This is a genomic window from Methylobacterium sp. (assembly GCF_028290105.1).
Taxonomy (GTDB): domain Bacteria; phylum Pseudomonadota; class Alphaproteobacteria; order Rhizobiales; family Beijerinckiaceae; genus Methylobacterium.
In genome coordinates this window covers 1-14,052 of record NZ_JAQGKL010000098.1, presented here as the reverse complement: position 1 = coordinate 14,052, position 14,052 = coordinate 1, and the positions used below count along the sequence as shown (strand labels likewise).

The 14,052-nt window shown below is 71.6% G+C and carries 13 protein-coding genes; 9 read left to right on the top strand and 4 right to left on the bottom strand.

Features of this window, described 5'->3' with window-relative positions; genetic code table 11:
- Positions 1-236 precede the first annotated feature (236 nt).
- Positions 237-620, top strand: coding sequence for a hypothetical protein (locus tag JWQ05_RS07480; RefSeq protein ID WP_299656927.1), 384 nt, complete (start codon positions 237-239; stop codon positions 618-620).
- Positions 621-859: 239 nt separating this feature from the next.
- On the opposite strand, the gene JWQ05_RS07475 is transcribed toward JWQ05_RS07480, so the two are convergent.
- Complete coding sequence (locus tag JWQ05_RS07475) at positions 860-1,096, bottom strand: hypothetical protein (RefSeq protein ID WP_299656924.1); 237 nt, start codon at positions 1,094-1,096, stop codon at positions 860-862.
- Between the two features lie 389 nt (positions 1,097-1,485).
- On the opposite strand from JWQ05_RS07475, the gene JWQ05_RS07470 reads away from it, so the two are divergent.
- The 8 genes from JWQ05_RS07470 to JWQ05_RS07435 all read left to right on the top strand — a co-directional run bounded on the left by JWQ05_RS07470 (position 1,486) and on the right by JWQ05_RS07435 (position 9,575).
- On the top strand, positions 1,486-1,662 hold the full coding sequence (locus JWQ05_RS07470; protein WP_299656921.1) for a hypothetical protein: 177 nt from the start codon (positions 1,486-1,488) through the stop codon (positions 1,660-1,662).
- A 212-nt stretch (positions 1,663-1,874) separates the two neighbouring features.
- Complete coding sequence (locus JWQ05_RS07465; protein ID WP_299656918.1) at positions 1,875-2,114, top strand: hypothetical protein; 240 nt, start codon at positions 1,875-1,877, stop codon at positions 2,112-2,114.
- Positions 2,115-2,864: 750 nt separating this feature from the next.
- Positions 2,865-3,692, top strand: a complete 828-nt coding sequence (locus tag JWQ05_RS07460; protein WP_299656915.1) for a DNA-binding protein — start codon at positions 2,865-2,867, stop codon at positions 3,690-3,692.
- A 5-nt stretch (positions 3,693-3,697) separates the two neighbouring features.
- A complete protein-coding gene (locus JWQ05_RS07455) occupies positions 3,698-5,197 on the top strand; it encodes a M48 family metalloprotease (protein WP_299656911.1) in 1,500 nt (499 codons plus the stop codon).
- 294 nt (positions 5,198-5,491) lie between these two features.
- The gene (locus JWQ05_RS07450) at positions 5,492-6,763 is read left to right on the top strand and encodes an ATP-binding protein (protein WP_299656908.1); all 1,272 of its coding nucleotides are present in this window, start codon (positions 5,492-5,494) and stop codon (positions 6,761-6,763) included.
- Between the two features lie 45 nt (positions 6,764-6,808).
- Positions 6,809-7,156 carry a response regulator gene (locus JWQ05_RS07445; RefSeq protein WP_299656905.1) on the top strand — a complete coding sequence of 116 codons (348 nt, stop codon included), beginning with the start codon at positions 6,809-6,811 and terminating at the stop codon, positions 7,154-7,156.
- Positions 7,157-7,302: 146 nt separating this feature from the next.
- Positions 7,303-7,965, top strand: coding sequence for a DJ-1/PfpI family protein (locus JWQ05_RS07440; RefSeq protein WP_299657122.1), 663 nt, complete (start codon positions 7,303-7,305; stop codon positions 7,963-7,965).
- Positions 7,966-8,102: 137 nt separating this feature from the next.
- Positions 8,103-9,575 carry an amino acid permease gene (locus JWQ05_RS07435; protein WP_299656901.1) on the top strand — a complete coding sequence of 491 codons (1,473 nt, stop codon included), beginning with the start codon at positions 8,103-8,105 and terminating at the stop codon, positions 9,573-9,575.
- A 42-nt stretch (positions 9,576-9,617) separates the two neighbouring features.
- On the opposite strand, the gene JWQ05_RS07430 is transcribed toward JWQ05_RS07435, so the two are convergent.
- The 3 genes from JWQ05_RS07430 to JWQ05_RS07420 all read right to left on the bottom strand — a co-directional run.
- The gene (locus tag JWQ05_RS07430; protein ID WP_299656898.1) at positions 9,618-10,541 is read right to left on the bottom strand and encodes an MBL fold metallo-hydrolase; all 924 of its coding nucleotides are present in this window, start codon (positions 10,539-10,541) and stop codon (positions 9,618-9,620) included.
- A gap of 235 nt (positions 10,542-10,776) precedes the next feature.
- Positions 10,777-12,009 (bottom strand): murein L,D-transpeptidase family protein, encoded by a 1,233-nt coding sequence (locus JWQ05_RS07425; RefSeq protein WP_299656895.1) that lies wholly within the window; start codon positions 12,007-12,009, stop codon positions 10,777-10,779.
- A gap of 138 nt (positions 12,010-12,147) precedes the next feature.
- Positions 12,148-14,052, bottom strand: a 1,905-nt coding sequence (locus JWQ05_RS07420) for an ABC transporter ATP-binding protein (RefSeq protein ID WP_299656892.1), incomplete at its 5' end; no start/stop codon positions are given.

Sequence of the window (14,052 nt, the reverse complement as noted above, 5' to 3'; positions counted from 1 at the left end):
TCGTCCAGGTGCGTCGCCCTCATCCAGGCACGGCGGTCTCGCGCGGCGCCGATCCTCGATCGCGATCGCTGCGAGCGACACGACCATTGCGGGTTGCGAAGTGTTCGGACGCACACCCGGGCGATTTTCGCCGATCGCGACGCGTCCAAAGCGGGCTCATGCGAGTTCCTAGGGTCGACCGTCCCTGGATGGTTCGTGTCGCGTGGGAATTCGTGTCGCGTTGGAAGGAGAAGACGATGAGACTGTCAGCCTTGGGCGCGATCTCCGCGCTGACCCTGGGAGCTTGCCTCGGCGCCGGCTCCGTGACCGCACAGGCCGCCGATTTCGGCTATGGCGGGTACGACGAGCCCGAGACGGTGGTGACCCGGCGCACCGTCGTCGAGCAACGTGTCGTCCAGCCACAGCGGATCGTGCGCGAGGAGATCATCGAGCGGCCGCCCGTCTATGTGCCGCGCCGCGTCGTCCGCGAGGTCATCGAGGAGCGCCCCGTGGTCTACCGGCCGCGCCCGGTGATCCGTGACGTCGTCGTCGATCGGGAGCGCTTCTACGACCACCGCCCCTACGGCCCGCGTCCGGTCGGCTTCCGGCATCACGGTCCGGATTTCGACCCTTACGACTGACCCTCGCCTGTCAGGGCGGGACCAAGCCGCGGCGCGGGGACCCTCACGGCCCCCGTGCAGCCTTCGAGGTCGCTCGAGAGAACCGAGCCGCCGTCCGAGCGCTTGTCGGGTATGTTCTTTTTCTTCTCCAACCGCCTCGGCTGCCTCGGCTCGCTGCTCGTTTCGGCGGTCCTCACGTTGATCGTGATCGCGGTGATCCGAGGATTGTAGGCCGTCGAGGCGGAGGTCGGCCGGCCGCGTCACGCCAGCCGGAGCGCCTCCTTCAGCGGCAACCGGGCACGCACGATGCCGGCCTCGTCCGTGATCTCGAAGACCTGTCCGTCCATCACCTCACCGGCCCGGAGCTTCTCCGCGAGGATGTCCCGTGCGGCGGCGACCGCCTCGCGGCAAGCGGCCTCGATGTCCGGCAGGATGCTGCCTTCCAGGTCTTCGATGACATCGGCGCCATCGCGGATGTTGAGGAAGTAACGGGGCATCCGAAATTAACCCAGGTCAGGCTGCGGAGTTGCCGTACGTTAACGTACGGCCTGCGGTGATGCCCCGATTGCTGGCCCGCCCCGCCTTCGCCGCAGCATCATCGCACCCGGCGGTCCATTGCGTCTGCGTCCCGGTGTCCTCCGCATAGGGGCAGACCTCGGGCCGCAGGCCCTTGCCGGGGGCGGATAAACTCGGTTTTGCGTGATCGAGGTTGTCGTCCCGCGGGCTGATCGTGTCAGGCGAGCGAGGGTGCCGGGTGGCCTCCTCAACCGCCGCCGCCCACGGCGAGGCCCGGTCGCATCCGGAACTTTCCTGCGCGTCCCCGCTTGCCTTGCAGCATTGTGCATCATTCCTCGTCTCGAACGGGGGCCGGAGGGGATCGCGACCGATGAGCAGCGGCTATCCACTTTTGATCCTGGCGCTGGGCACGCTCGGGGGCATCGGCTTCCTCGCCCTCGCGGCACGCAACCAGGTCGCGGACCTGAAGGGCGATCCCGAACGATCGAACCTCATCAAGGATCACGGGGGGCCGCCGAGGCCGAACATGCCGGGCACGGAGCACTGAGGTGTCGGCATTCGCCCACGTGCGTCGGCTCACATCGCGCCCTCGCGGGAGAGCGTAGACCGTTCGAACTGGCGGGGCGGGAGGGGGACCATGGCTCGCCTGCCTCGCCGGTTCTTCACTTCATCGCTGTCCGACGCGGCCCTTGACCGAACCCGGCAGGCTGCTACGTGTTCCCTATTCGTTCTCATGACGGATCGAAGGGACAGCATCGCGTGGCACCGAGAGAAGACACACCGCCACCCGCCTCGTCCTGCCCCACCCAGACCTGCCCCATCGAGGCCATCGCGCAGGCCTATCTCACGACCACGCAAGGCGATGAGGGGCAGGCCCTCCGCATCGCCATCACAGACGCCCTGGCCGACCTCATGGAAGGCGACAGGCGGGCCCGCGCGCAAAGCCGGCTGATCTCCCGGGGCTACGTTCGGGGTCGTCTCGACGATACGAAGGCCTGACGCCCGGGCGATGGCCGATGGGCGAGGTTGCTCGCGCGGTCCAGCGCGAAAACGCCGCTGGCGCTGGCGATGAGCGGTGGATGTCCGGCCTGTTCCAGGGCGAGATCCGGCATCGGGGTCATCGCAATGGAACCGCCCGGATCCCGTAACGGGCCGCGCGCAGGCGAATGACGGTTTCAGAATTTCAGCCCGGACAAGGGCGTGAAGTATGGTGGCGTCCCCGGCAGGTCTCGAACCTGCGACCCCAGGTTTCATCCCACTTCGGCTTCCGCCGCCGCGCCCCGCAAGGGACGCGTTCGTGGTCTGGACTATCCCTTCACCGTAGGTCCCGTCGCCAGGGCCCTTAGGTGCCGCCCGTCTAGTCTCTACACCGTCCCGGCGCCCCGTTACGGGCGGACATCCGGGCTTGGCTCGGGATCGGCCGCGTCCGCAAGACGCGGACGGTGGGCGTTCCCCGAATTTGAGCGGATCCGCCGCGCGGTTTCCCCTCGCGACGCCCAATTGTGATCTAGGAAACCTGTGCTCTGTCCAGCTGAGCTACGGAGACTCACCGCAGGCGTCCTAGCATCATCGAGCCGACCCGCCAACCGGAACGGCGCGCATGGGCGCATCCGTGGACCTGTGGCGATCCTGCCGCAATGCGGCATGAACCGTCGCGCCGATGGCTCGCGCTTCCTTGCCTGGACCCGTGTCCGGACGGCACAATGAACGCGGATTCGCACAGACCGGCCGGGAGCGGACTTCGTGGGGGTGGCGCATCGACGATCGCCGATCGGACCCGGAACGCTGCTCGCCGCCGCCCTCGCGGTCCTCGCGCAGCCGCGCCCGGCCGAGGCCGCGCCCGATTGCGCGGCGGCGCCTTCGCGCGCCGATGTCCTGGCCGGCCTCGGTCCGCGCGGCGAACTCGTCCTCGCCTCCGGCGCCCGCGCGGTGCTCGACGGGTTGCAATGGCCCGAGGACGCGGCCGTGGCCGCTGCGGCGCAAGCCTGGCTCCTCCGGCATCGCGGGCGCGGCCTGACTCTGGTGGCGCGCGGCGAGACCGACCGCTGGGGCCGGACCCATGTCGACGCCACCGTCGAGCCCGATCCCGGCACGGCCGCCCCGGCGGATGCGGAGCCCGCCGACCTGACGGGCGGGCTCGTCGCGGCCGGGCTGGCCCAGGTCGATGCCGGCGAGGGCGACACCCTGTGCCGGCCCGCCCTCCTCGGCCTGGAGGCGGGCGCGCGGCGGGCCGGGCGCGGCCTCTGGAGCGCGGCGAGCCCGGACGTGCGCGACGGCGCGGCGCTTCGGGCCCGGATGGGGCGCTTCGTGGTGACGCAGGGCCGCGTGCTCTGGGTCGGCGAGCGGGCGCGGCGGACCTATCTCGACTTCGCGCGCAAGGGCGAGGACGGGCTCACGGTCACCGTGTCGAAACGCACTTGGCGCCACTTGCAGGAACGTGGTTTGAGTGCGGCGAGCCTGCGGGGCCGCGAGGTTCGCGTCCGGGGCAGGCTCGAGGCCTGGCGCGGTCCGACCCTCGACGTCGCGAGCGCGGACATGATCGAAGTTCTGGACGGGGAGCGGGCGCCGCGGCGCTGAACGGCATGGCCTCGATCCGCACCTCCCTGGCATCTCCGACATCCGGCAGGACCGCGCGCGCGCGGGCACAGGCCCTCGCGGCCCTGTTCCCGGCCCTGCTGCTCACGGGCTGCATCGGCGACCAGACCGGCGCTACGGTGCAGCCGGCGGTGATCACGGTGCCGCGCGAGGCGCCGCGCACCACGGGGCGCGAGCGCAGCGGGTCGGACGCCGACCATGCCAAGCTGGTATCCTCCTTCGGCGGCGAATACCGCGCCCCCGCGAGCCTCAAGCTCCTCACCGAGGTGACCGACCGCCTCGTGCGCGCCACGGAACGGCCCGAGGAGACCTACGCGGTCACCCTGCTCGATTCCCCGGTCATCAACGCCTTCGCGCTGCCGAGCGGCCGGCTCTACGTGACGCGCGGGCTGCTGGCGCTGGCGAGCGACACCTCCGAGATCGCGGCGGTGCTGGCTCACGAGATCGCCCACGTCACCCTGCGCCACGCCACCGCGCGCACCGAACTGGCGCTGCGCTCGCAGCTCGTCAGCAAGGTCGTGGCCGACGTGCTGAACGACCCCGTCACGGGCGCGCAGCTCCAGAGCCAGTCGAAATTCGCCCTGGCGCGCTTCTCGCGCGACCAGGAACTGGAGGCCGACGGCGTCGGCGTGCGGACCCTCGCCCGCGCGGGCTACGACCCCTTCGGCGCGGGGCGCTTCCTCACCGCGCTCAACCGGACCACGGCCCTGAAGACCGGCACCGGCATGGCGGGCGAGCCCGACATGCTGGCGACCCATCCGGGCACCGCCGAGCGCATCACCCTCGTCACCCGGGCCGCCCGCCTGATCGGCGCGCCCGGCCTCGGCGTCGACGAGCGCGCCCGCTACCTCGCCGCCGTGGACGGCATCGCCTACGGCGACAATCCGGGCGACGGCCTCGTGCGCGGGCGCCGCTTCCTGCATCCCGGCCTCGGCATCGCCTTCGAGGTGCCCGAGGGCTTCTCGATCGAGAACACCCGCAGCGCCGTGCTCGGCACCACCGGCGAGGGCAGCCGACGCCTGCTCTTCGATCAGGTCGAGAGCCATGCCGGCCAGGGCCTCGACGCGGTGCTCAAGGCCACCTGGAACGACGTGATCGAGCCCGGCTCCCTGGAGAACCGCATGGTCGCGGGCAATCCGGCGGTGACCGCCCTGTCGCGCGGCAAGGACTGGACCTTCCGCCTCGCCGCGATCCGGGTCGGCGAGACCACCTTCCGGATGATCATGGCGGCCAAGGGCGGCACGGACCCGGACGGCGCATTCCGGCGCTGGACCGAGAGCCTGTCCACCATCGACCCCGCCGAGACCCGGAGCCTGCGTCCCCTGCGGCTCGTGGTGGTCACCGCCGCCCCGGGCGAGACGGCCGAGATGCTCGCGCAGCGCATGGTGGTGCCCGACAAGGCGCTCGACCGCTTCCTGGTCCTCAACGGGCTCGAGCGCGGCGCCGGCGTGCGGGCCGGCCAGAGCTACAAACTGGTGCTGGAGTAGCGCGATCCCGGAGGCGCCTATCGCGCCGGCCGGATCCACCGAACGCGATCCGGCCGCCCTCGAAAGGGCCGCGGCCCCGGCGCGGGTCCGTCCGCCCGCGGCAAGCAGGGCGCGCGGCCTGAGCTTGCGAATATCACCGGTCCACCCGTCCGAGACAGAATTGAGCGTTATTGGCTCACCCGAAAGGACAATTTTTGTCCGCGACGACGGATGATCTTCAGGTTAAGGTTCGTCGGCGTTCTTTCCGCCGTGGGAGAACCCCTCCATTCCAGCGCCGATCCGCCGAGGCCCGACATGCTCGAGACCCTGACCGGCTTCCTCGATCGGACCAGCCTGGCGCCGCACGGGATCTGCCTGCTCTGGCGGCCTGAGCTGATCTGGACCCACGTGATCTCCGACGCCATCATCGCGCTCGCCTACTTCACGATTCCGGTGGCGCTCGGCGTCTTCGTGACGCGCCGACGCGACGTCGTGTTCGGCTGGATGTTCTGGGCCTTCGCCCTCTTCATCATGGCCTGCGGCACCACCCACCTGTTCGAGATCTGGACCCTGTGGGTGCCGGACTATGCCCTCGAAGCCGCGGTCAAGGCGGTGACGGCCGCCGCCTCCATCGTCACCGCGATCCTGCTCTGGGTGCTGCTGCCCAAGGCCCTCGCCCTCCCCTCGCCGGCCCAGCTGCGCACCGCCAACGCGGAGCTCGAAGCGCGGGTGCGCGAGCGCGACGCGGCCCTCGACGCCCTGCGCGAGGCCTATGCCGAACGGGACCGGGCCGAGGACATGCTGCGCCAGAGCCAGAAGATGGAGGCGATCGGCTCGCTCACCGGGGGCGTGGCGCACGACTTCAACAACCTGCTCGGAGTCGTCATCAGCAACCTCGACCGCATCGAGCGGTTCCTGCCCGCCGAGAGCGGCGCCCATCGCTCCCTGCGCGGCGCCATGAACGGGGCCGAGCGCGCGGCCGCCCTGGTGCAGAAGATGCTGGCCTTCGCCCGGCGCCAGCCCCTCCAGCCGGTCTCGGTCGACCCGAACCGCCTGATCCGCGACCTGTCGGAACTCCTGCGCGGCGCGCTCGGCACCGTCGAGGCACCCGAGATGGTGCTCGCCCCCCATCTCTGGCCCGTCCGCGTCGATGCCAACCAGCTGGAGAACGCGTTGCTCAACCTGTCGGTGAACGCCCGCGACGCGATGCCCGGGGGCGGACAGGCGGTGATCCGCACACGCAACGTGCCGGCCGCCGAAGCCGCGGGCATCGCGGGCCTGCGGGCCCTCGATCACGTCGCGATCTCGGTGGAGGACAGCGGCGCCGGCATGAGCGCCGAGGTCCTCGCCCGCGCCTTCGAGCCCTTCTTCACCACCAAGGCGGTGGGCGAAGGCACCGGCCTCGGCCTGTCCCAGGTGTTCGGTTTCGCCAAGCAATCCGATGGCCACGCCGAGATCATCAGCCAGCCCGAACACGGCACCACGGTCCGGCTCTACTTGCCACGGGAGCGAACCGAGTTATCGTCGGTCAAGCCGGGGGGAGAGGCTGCTCGAATCAGCCCCGCACCACGCCTCGGTTTCGCCTGACGGAACGCGATGACGATGAGCGGCGCACCCAAACACCGAATTCTGATGGTCGAAGACGAATCTCTTCTCCTCGAAGTCATCACCGCCGACCTCGAGGATGCCGGCTTCTCGGTCCTCCAGGCCGCCACGGCCGAGATCGCCCTGAACATCCTCGAGGCCGAGACCTCCATCGACATCCTGTTCACCGACATCCGATTGCCCGGCCAGATGGACGGGTGGCAACTCGCCGAAGCCGCGCGCAGCCTGCGCCCCGGCCTGCCTGTGATCTACGCGACAGGCTTCTCGCAGACGCCGCCCCGGCTGATCGAGGGCAGCGTGTTCTTCACCAAGCCCTACCGCGCGGCCGCCGTGATCCGGGCGATCCAATCGTTCGAGGCCGGACCGAAATCGTGAGCCCGGGGCCGGGGCTGAACCGCCGCGCCTTCGCCGCCGCGCTGGCGACGGGGACGGTGGCCGTGGCCTCGACGAGTGCAGCGGCGGCGGAAGACGGGCCCGCCCCCTCGCCCGCCGGGCCGGAGCCCGCGCCGCTGCGGATCGCGATGCTGCTCTTTCCCGGCATGACCGCCCTCGACCTCGTCGGTCCCCAAAACCTCCTCGCGGGCATCGCCGGGGGACACCTGCACCTCGTGGCGCGCACCGCCGGCCCGGTCGTCTCCGATACGGGCCTGACCCTCGTGGCGGGCGAAGGGTTCGCGACCTGCCCGCGCGACCTCGACGTGCTGTTCGTCCCCGGCGGCGACGGCACGCCGGCACAGATGCGGGACGCCGAGATCCTCGCGTTCCTGCGGGATCGCGGGGCGCGGGCGGGCTGGGTCACGAGCGTCTGCACCGGCTCGCTGATCCTCGGGGCCGCCGGCCTCCTCGACGGCTACCGCGCCACCTCGCACTGGTGCGTGCGCGACCGCGTGCTGCCGCGCCTCGGCGCGATCCCGGTGAACGAGCGCGTGGTGTTCGACCGCAACCGGGTCACGGCCGCCGGGATCTCGGCGGGGCTGGACTTCGCCCTGGCGCTGTCAGCCCGCCTGCGCGGGGCGGACGACGCCCGCACCAGCCAGCTGGTGGCCGAATACGCCCCGGCCCCGCCCTTCGCGGCCGGAACGCCCGAGGCCGCCGGTCCGGCGATCACGGCGCGCGCACGCGCCATCCTGGCGCCGCTGATCGAAGGATCGGAGGCGGCCGCCGCCGCGATCACGCGTCCGTGACGCGGACCGACGGTCCAAAACCTGCCGGCGAGTGGATTCGTCGTTTGCCAGCGCTCCTGGCACTTGCCAAGATCGCCGCGCAGGCCCGCACGCGGCGCGGCGCGGTTCCGCATCTCGGACCAGGATAGGACGAACCCATGGCGGCAGGCCTCGCGGGCGATCTCACGCGCATCAAATCGCTGGAGCGGCTGAACAGCGACGCGGAGGCCGGCGAGAACAAGCTCGCCCGAACCCTCGGCCCCTGGAGCCTGATCGCGCTGGGCATCGGCGCGGTGATCGGCGCCGGCCTGTTCTCGCTCACCGGCATCGCGGCGGCCGAGCACGCGGGGCCGGCGGTGGTGATCTCGTTCGCCATCGCGTCCATCGCCTGCGCCTTCGCGGGCATGTGCTACAGCGAGCTCGCCGGCATGATCCCGGTGGCGGGGTCGGCCTATACCTACGCCTACGCCACCATGGGCGAGTTCGTGGCCTGGATCATCGGCTGGGACCTCGTGCTCGAATACGCGGTGGGGGCCGCCACCGTCTCGGTGAGCTGGTCGAGCTACGTCACCCGCTTCCTGCGCGACAGCCTCGGGATCAACCTGCCCCCGAGCCTGATCCACTCGCCCTTCGAGACCTACACGCTCGCCGACGGCGCGACCGCGCACGGCCTCGTCAACCTGCCGGCGATCTTCATCATCGTGGCGGCCTCCGCGCTCCTGATGATCGGCATCCGCGAATCCGCCCGGGTCAACGCCGTGGTGGTGCTGATCAAGCTCGCCGTGGTTGCGGTCGTGGTGGGCGTCGGCCTGTTCTACATCAAGGCGCAGAACTACGTGCCGTTCATCCCCGAGAACACCGGCACCTTCGGCGAGTACGGCTGGAGCGGGATCATGCGCGGGGCCGGCGTCGTCTTCTTCGCCTATGTGGGCTTCGACGCGGTCTCCACCGCCGCGCAGGAAGCCAAGAACCCCCAGCGCAACATGATGATCGGCATCCTGGGGTCGCTGGCCATCTGCACGGTGATCTACATCGCCTTCGCGGGCGTGCTCACGGGACTCGTGCATTACGACCAGATGAAGGGCGACGCGGCGCCGGTGAACACCGCCATCGCGCAGACGCCGTTTCCCTGGCTGCGCAGCCTCGTGACGCTCGGGGTGATCGCGGGCTTCTCCACCGTGATCCTGGTGCTGCTGCTCGGCCAGAGCCGGGTGTTCTACTCCATGAGCCAGGACCGGCTGCTGCCGGGCTTCTTCTCCAAGATCCACCCGACCTGGAAGACGCCCTACCGCTCGAACCTGTTCTTCATGGTGTTCACGAGCGCGCTCGGCGGCTTCCTGCCGATCTCCCAGCTCGGCCACATGACCAGCATCGGCACGCTGCTCGCCTTCATCCTGGTCTGCGTCGGCGTCATCATCCTGCGCCGGACGCAGCCGGACGCGCGGCGCGACTACCGCACGCCCCTGGTGCCTCTGGTGCCGATCCTCGGCATCGTGAGCTGCTTTGCCATGATGGTGTCGCTCGACGGGGAAACCTGGCTGCGCCTGATCGTCTGGCTCGCCATCGGCCTCGTCATCTACTTCGCCTGGAGCCGGCGCCACAGCCGGGTCGGGCGCGAGGAGGCGGCCTGATCCCGGATGTCCCGCCCCTCGTAGGGGAGGAGCGTCCGCGCCTCAGGCGCTGCGCGCCAGGGCCAGGGGCGGCACGGTGCCAGTCACTTCGCCGACCACTTCGCCGACCGGCTCGCCGACGGCGATGGTCTGGCGCTCGCGGGCGATGAAGGCGGTGGGCATCGCGGCCTGCATGTCCGCCTCCACGCTGAGCAGCATCGCGTCGGTGTGGCAGGGGTGCAGGTGGATGATGGCGAGCGCCTTGACGCCAGCGGCCTTGGCCAGCTCCACGCCCTTCTGCCAGGTCGAGTGGCCCCAGCCCCGGCAGACCGGGTACTCGCCCTCGGTGAACATGCCGTCATAGACGACGAGGTCGGCATCCCGGACGAAGTCCATCAGGGCCGTGTCGGGCCAGGGATCGCTGTGCTCGATGTCGCTGATCACGCAGAGCCGGCGCCCCGCATGCTCGAAGCGGTAGCCCACCGAACCCTGCGGGTGGTTGAGCAGGATGGTGTCGACGGTGGCGCCGTCCGCGAAGGTCAGGCGCTCGCCTGCCCTGAAGCCGTGATGGGCGAGGCGGCAGGGGATGATGTCGAGGGTGACCGGAAACAGCGGCGGCGAGAACAGCCGGTCGAGGGCCGCCGCGGCGCTGGTCCCGTCGAGGTTGCCGCAATAGGTGTTGATGGTGCGGGAAGGGTCGAGCACCACCGGCTTGAAAAAGGGCAGCCCGGCGGTGTGGTCGAGGTGCAGGTGGCTGAAGAGGAGGTCGATCTCCTTGGGCAGCGCGTCGCGGTGGTGGCGGCCGCAGGCGTTGAGGCCCGAGCCGGCATCGAGCAGGAACAGGCGCTCGCCGCAGCGGATCTCGAGGCAGGGCGTGTTGCCGCCGAACTCGGTGTAGTCCGGCCCGCTGACGGGCGTGGAGCCGCGCACACCCCAGAATTTCAGGGTGAGGGCGTCGTCCGGAAGGGGACGCGGGGTGAGGGTCATCGCTCGATTACCATGTGCCCCGATCCCGTGAGGGTCGGGAGCCCTTCGTCGCGCCGACGCGATCCAATCCTCACGGGTCGGCGATCAGCATGTTGCCGGGATCGAAGTGGAACAAGTCCTGAGGTAGTAAGCCGGCCGTGCACCCGATGTGCGAGCCCGCACATGGCCGGGCGCCGGTGCCGGAACGCCCGGACGCTGTGGCGAACCCCGTTGCGGGGGTGCAACAGGGCGCATGTCACCGCTGCGCCACCACCTCGACGGGGGCCTTGGCCGAGACCGTTCCGGGGGAGAGACCGAAATCCGGCGGCGCGAGCGCGCCCGAGAGGGTGAGGCCGACGAGGCGGGGCCAGGTCTGCGCATAGGTGGCCACGAGGGGGGCGAAGCGCGAGCCCGCCTGCTCGTGGGCCGGCACGAAGCCCGGCATCCGCGTGCGCGAGAGGGGCGAGTCCGGTGCGATCCAGCGCGACCACACCGCCTCGGCGACCTGGACGGGCCGTGGACGCGCGGCGATGACCACCACCTCCTGGCCCGCATACGCGAGGGCTTCCGGGCGGCTGACATCGCCGAGCGAGGTGCCCTTGGCGGCGAGCGCCGCCCAGAACGGGTGCTGCGCCCCGTCGGAATAGGTGGTGCGCACGGCCGCGCTCCCCTCCTCCACGAGGCTCGCGATGCGCGCCTCCTCGGCGTTGCGGCGGGCCGCGACCAGCGCCTCCTTGGCGGGGTCCTTTGACGGCGCGAAGACGTAGCGCCCTCCGGCCACGCCGACGGCCGGCTCCTCGCCGAGGGCCTCGAACCGGTCGGAGCCTTCCTTGAGCTGGCGCCAGAAGACGATGTTCGGGTCCGTGCGGTGGCGGGCCATGTTCTGGGCCGTCATCCGGAACGGATAGGACTGGAACTGGAACGCCGCCTGCCCGCCCGCAAAGGCCTCGCGGGCGATGGCGTAGATCTCCCCCACCACCCCGTCCGTCATGGCAAAGCAGCCCATCGACGAGCAGACCCCGTGCACCATCACGGCCGAGCCGGTGGAGCCCTGGGCCCGGTCGTAGGCGTTGGGATAGCCGACGTCGAAAGAGAGGTAGTAGCTCGAATTTGGGTTCATCTGGCGCTGGGGCACGGTGTAGAACCCCTCCGGCGTCTGGCGGTCACCGGTCTTGCGCTTGGGTCCGAGCTGGCCCGACCAGCGGCAGATCGGAAAGGTCTTCACGTGGACGAAGCGCCCGCCGGCCGCCCGCTTCCAGACCTCGATCTCGGATTCCCGCTTGTAGGCCCGGAACAGCACCGGGGCCGAGGCGGTGGTGCCCCTGGCCTGCATCAGCGCCAGGGTCGCGGCCGGGATCGGCGCCGAGGCCTTGGCCGACTGGGCCAGAGCCGGCCGCGCCGCGATCGGCGTCCCCGCGGCGAGGAGAACCCCGAGGACACGGAAGGCCGGCAGCGCGAGGCGGACCGGACTTCGGGAGGGGACGACCATGCGCGGCCCTGGAGGAGCGACCCGCCCGCGGATCGCGGACGCCCGTGCACGATGCACGTCCTTCTGCCTATCCCATCGCAATGGGGCGGCAATAGGGGACGCTCGTAAAACCCGCGCCCGGCCCGGTTCTCCCGTGCTTCAGGCGGCGACGACGGTGTTGCGCTCCACGCGCAGCACCGCGTCGAACGACTCGACGCCCGCCAGGATCCCCGCATCCGGCAGGCAGACGATGAGCCCGCATCCGGCCCGGGCGGCGCGCAGGGCGGAGAGGCGCGCGCGGATCTCCTCGGGCTTGGGGTCCTCCAGCGCGATGGCGACCACGACGATGTCGGGCCGGCGCACGAGGCAGCGGGCGAGGTCGATGGCGATGCGCTCGCGCGGGCCGATGGCGTTCTCGCCGAGGCTGGCGCCGCCCCCGGCGAGGCCCGGCTCGACCCGGCTCTCCAGGCCCAGGCGATAGACCGCCGGCTCCAGGCCCTCGTCGGCGAGCACCCGTCGCACCAGGGCCCGCACCCTGGCCTCGGCGCCGGCCTCCTCGCCGTTGATGCGGCCGAACAGGATGTTCTCCTCCAGGCTCGCGGCCGCCGTGAGCCGGCCCGGATCGTAGAACTCGACATGCGGGCGCAGGTGCGCCGGCATCAGCCGGGCGAAGGAGCGGCGCGCCGCCACCAGCCGCTCCTCGAAGGCGGCGTCGATGAGGCCGAAGCGGTGCCGGGTCTCGCTGTAGCGCAGCGCCAGGCCGATCAGGCGCTTGCGGTCGCGCTGGCCCGGGGGGCCGCGCCGCCAGCCCTTCGCCTCGGGCTGGCGCCCGACGAGGTCCTCGAAGAAGCCGCGCTCGGAGGCCGGGAACAGCGAGAAGGTCTCGAAGAGCGGGTGGTCGTCGGGCAGGTCCGCGAAGATCTCCACCAGGCTGCGGGCGACCTGCAGGCCGATCTCGGTGAGCGGGCGGCTCAGGCCCTCCGCCTCCAGCACGGCGCGCAGGTACGGATGGGCGGCAATGTGGTCCGGCGCGAAGGCCGGCCCCACCGCCTCGCCGAACAGGATGTTCTCGCCCACCGTGGCCTGGTGGTTGTAGCGGGCCGGGTCGAACGGCTCGACGAGGCGCCCGGCCTTGTCGGCGGCCAGCGCCTCGCGCACCGCCCGGCGGGCGGCCACCACCGCGCGGGCGATCTCGGGCTCGGCCGCCGGGTCGACGGTGCCCTCGAGGCCGCGCGCATACGCGAAGGCGTCGAGGCCGGTGATCCTCAAGGTCGCGACGAGGTCGTCCCGGTCCGGGGCGACGGCGGCGCCGTACAGGATGTTCTGGCGCAGGGTGCCCTCGATGAGGATGGCCTCGGCGCCGGCCAGCGCGATGCGGCGGGCGCGCTCCTCCGGCTCGAAGGCGCGCAGGTCGAGCCCCCCGTAGGTGACGGCACCGGCGGAGGGCTCGAGCTGCCCCGCCAGGATCGCGGCCAGGACCCGGCTGCCGCTGCCGCGCTCGCCCAGGATGACGGCGTGGCCCGGCATCGGCAGCGTGACGTCCACCCCGGCCAGCCGCTCGCCCGTGGCGGGGTCGTAGGCGCCGACCCCCTGCGCCACCAGGGCGCCGCCCTCGGGAAAGGCCACCGGCGTGCTCGGCCGGGCGGCGGCGCGGCCTTCGAGGGCCGGCACGCCGAGGGCGACCTCGCGGAAGGGGGCGGCCAGGGCCCGGTGCAGGCCGAGGGTGCGCAGGGTCACGGTCAGCGCCACCACCGCGAGGGCGAAGCCCCCGCCGGCGGCGAGGAGCGCCCCCGGCTCCACCGGCGCCGTGGTGCCGTCGTGCCCGCGCCAGAGGGCCACCGCGACGACGATGGCGGGGAGCAGGATGGCGAGCGCCAGGGCGGGCGCGCGGGCATAGGCCAGGGCCGATTCCGAGGCTTCCAGCGCGTTGCGGGTGCTGGCCCCCTTCGCGGCGAGGCGGCCCCGCTCGAAGGCCGCCGCCCCGTGGGCGCGCACCGCCGGCATCCTGCGGATCAGGTCGGAGAGCGCCCGCCCGGCCGCGCTGCCGGCGCGCAGGCGCAGGGC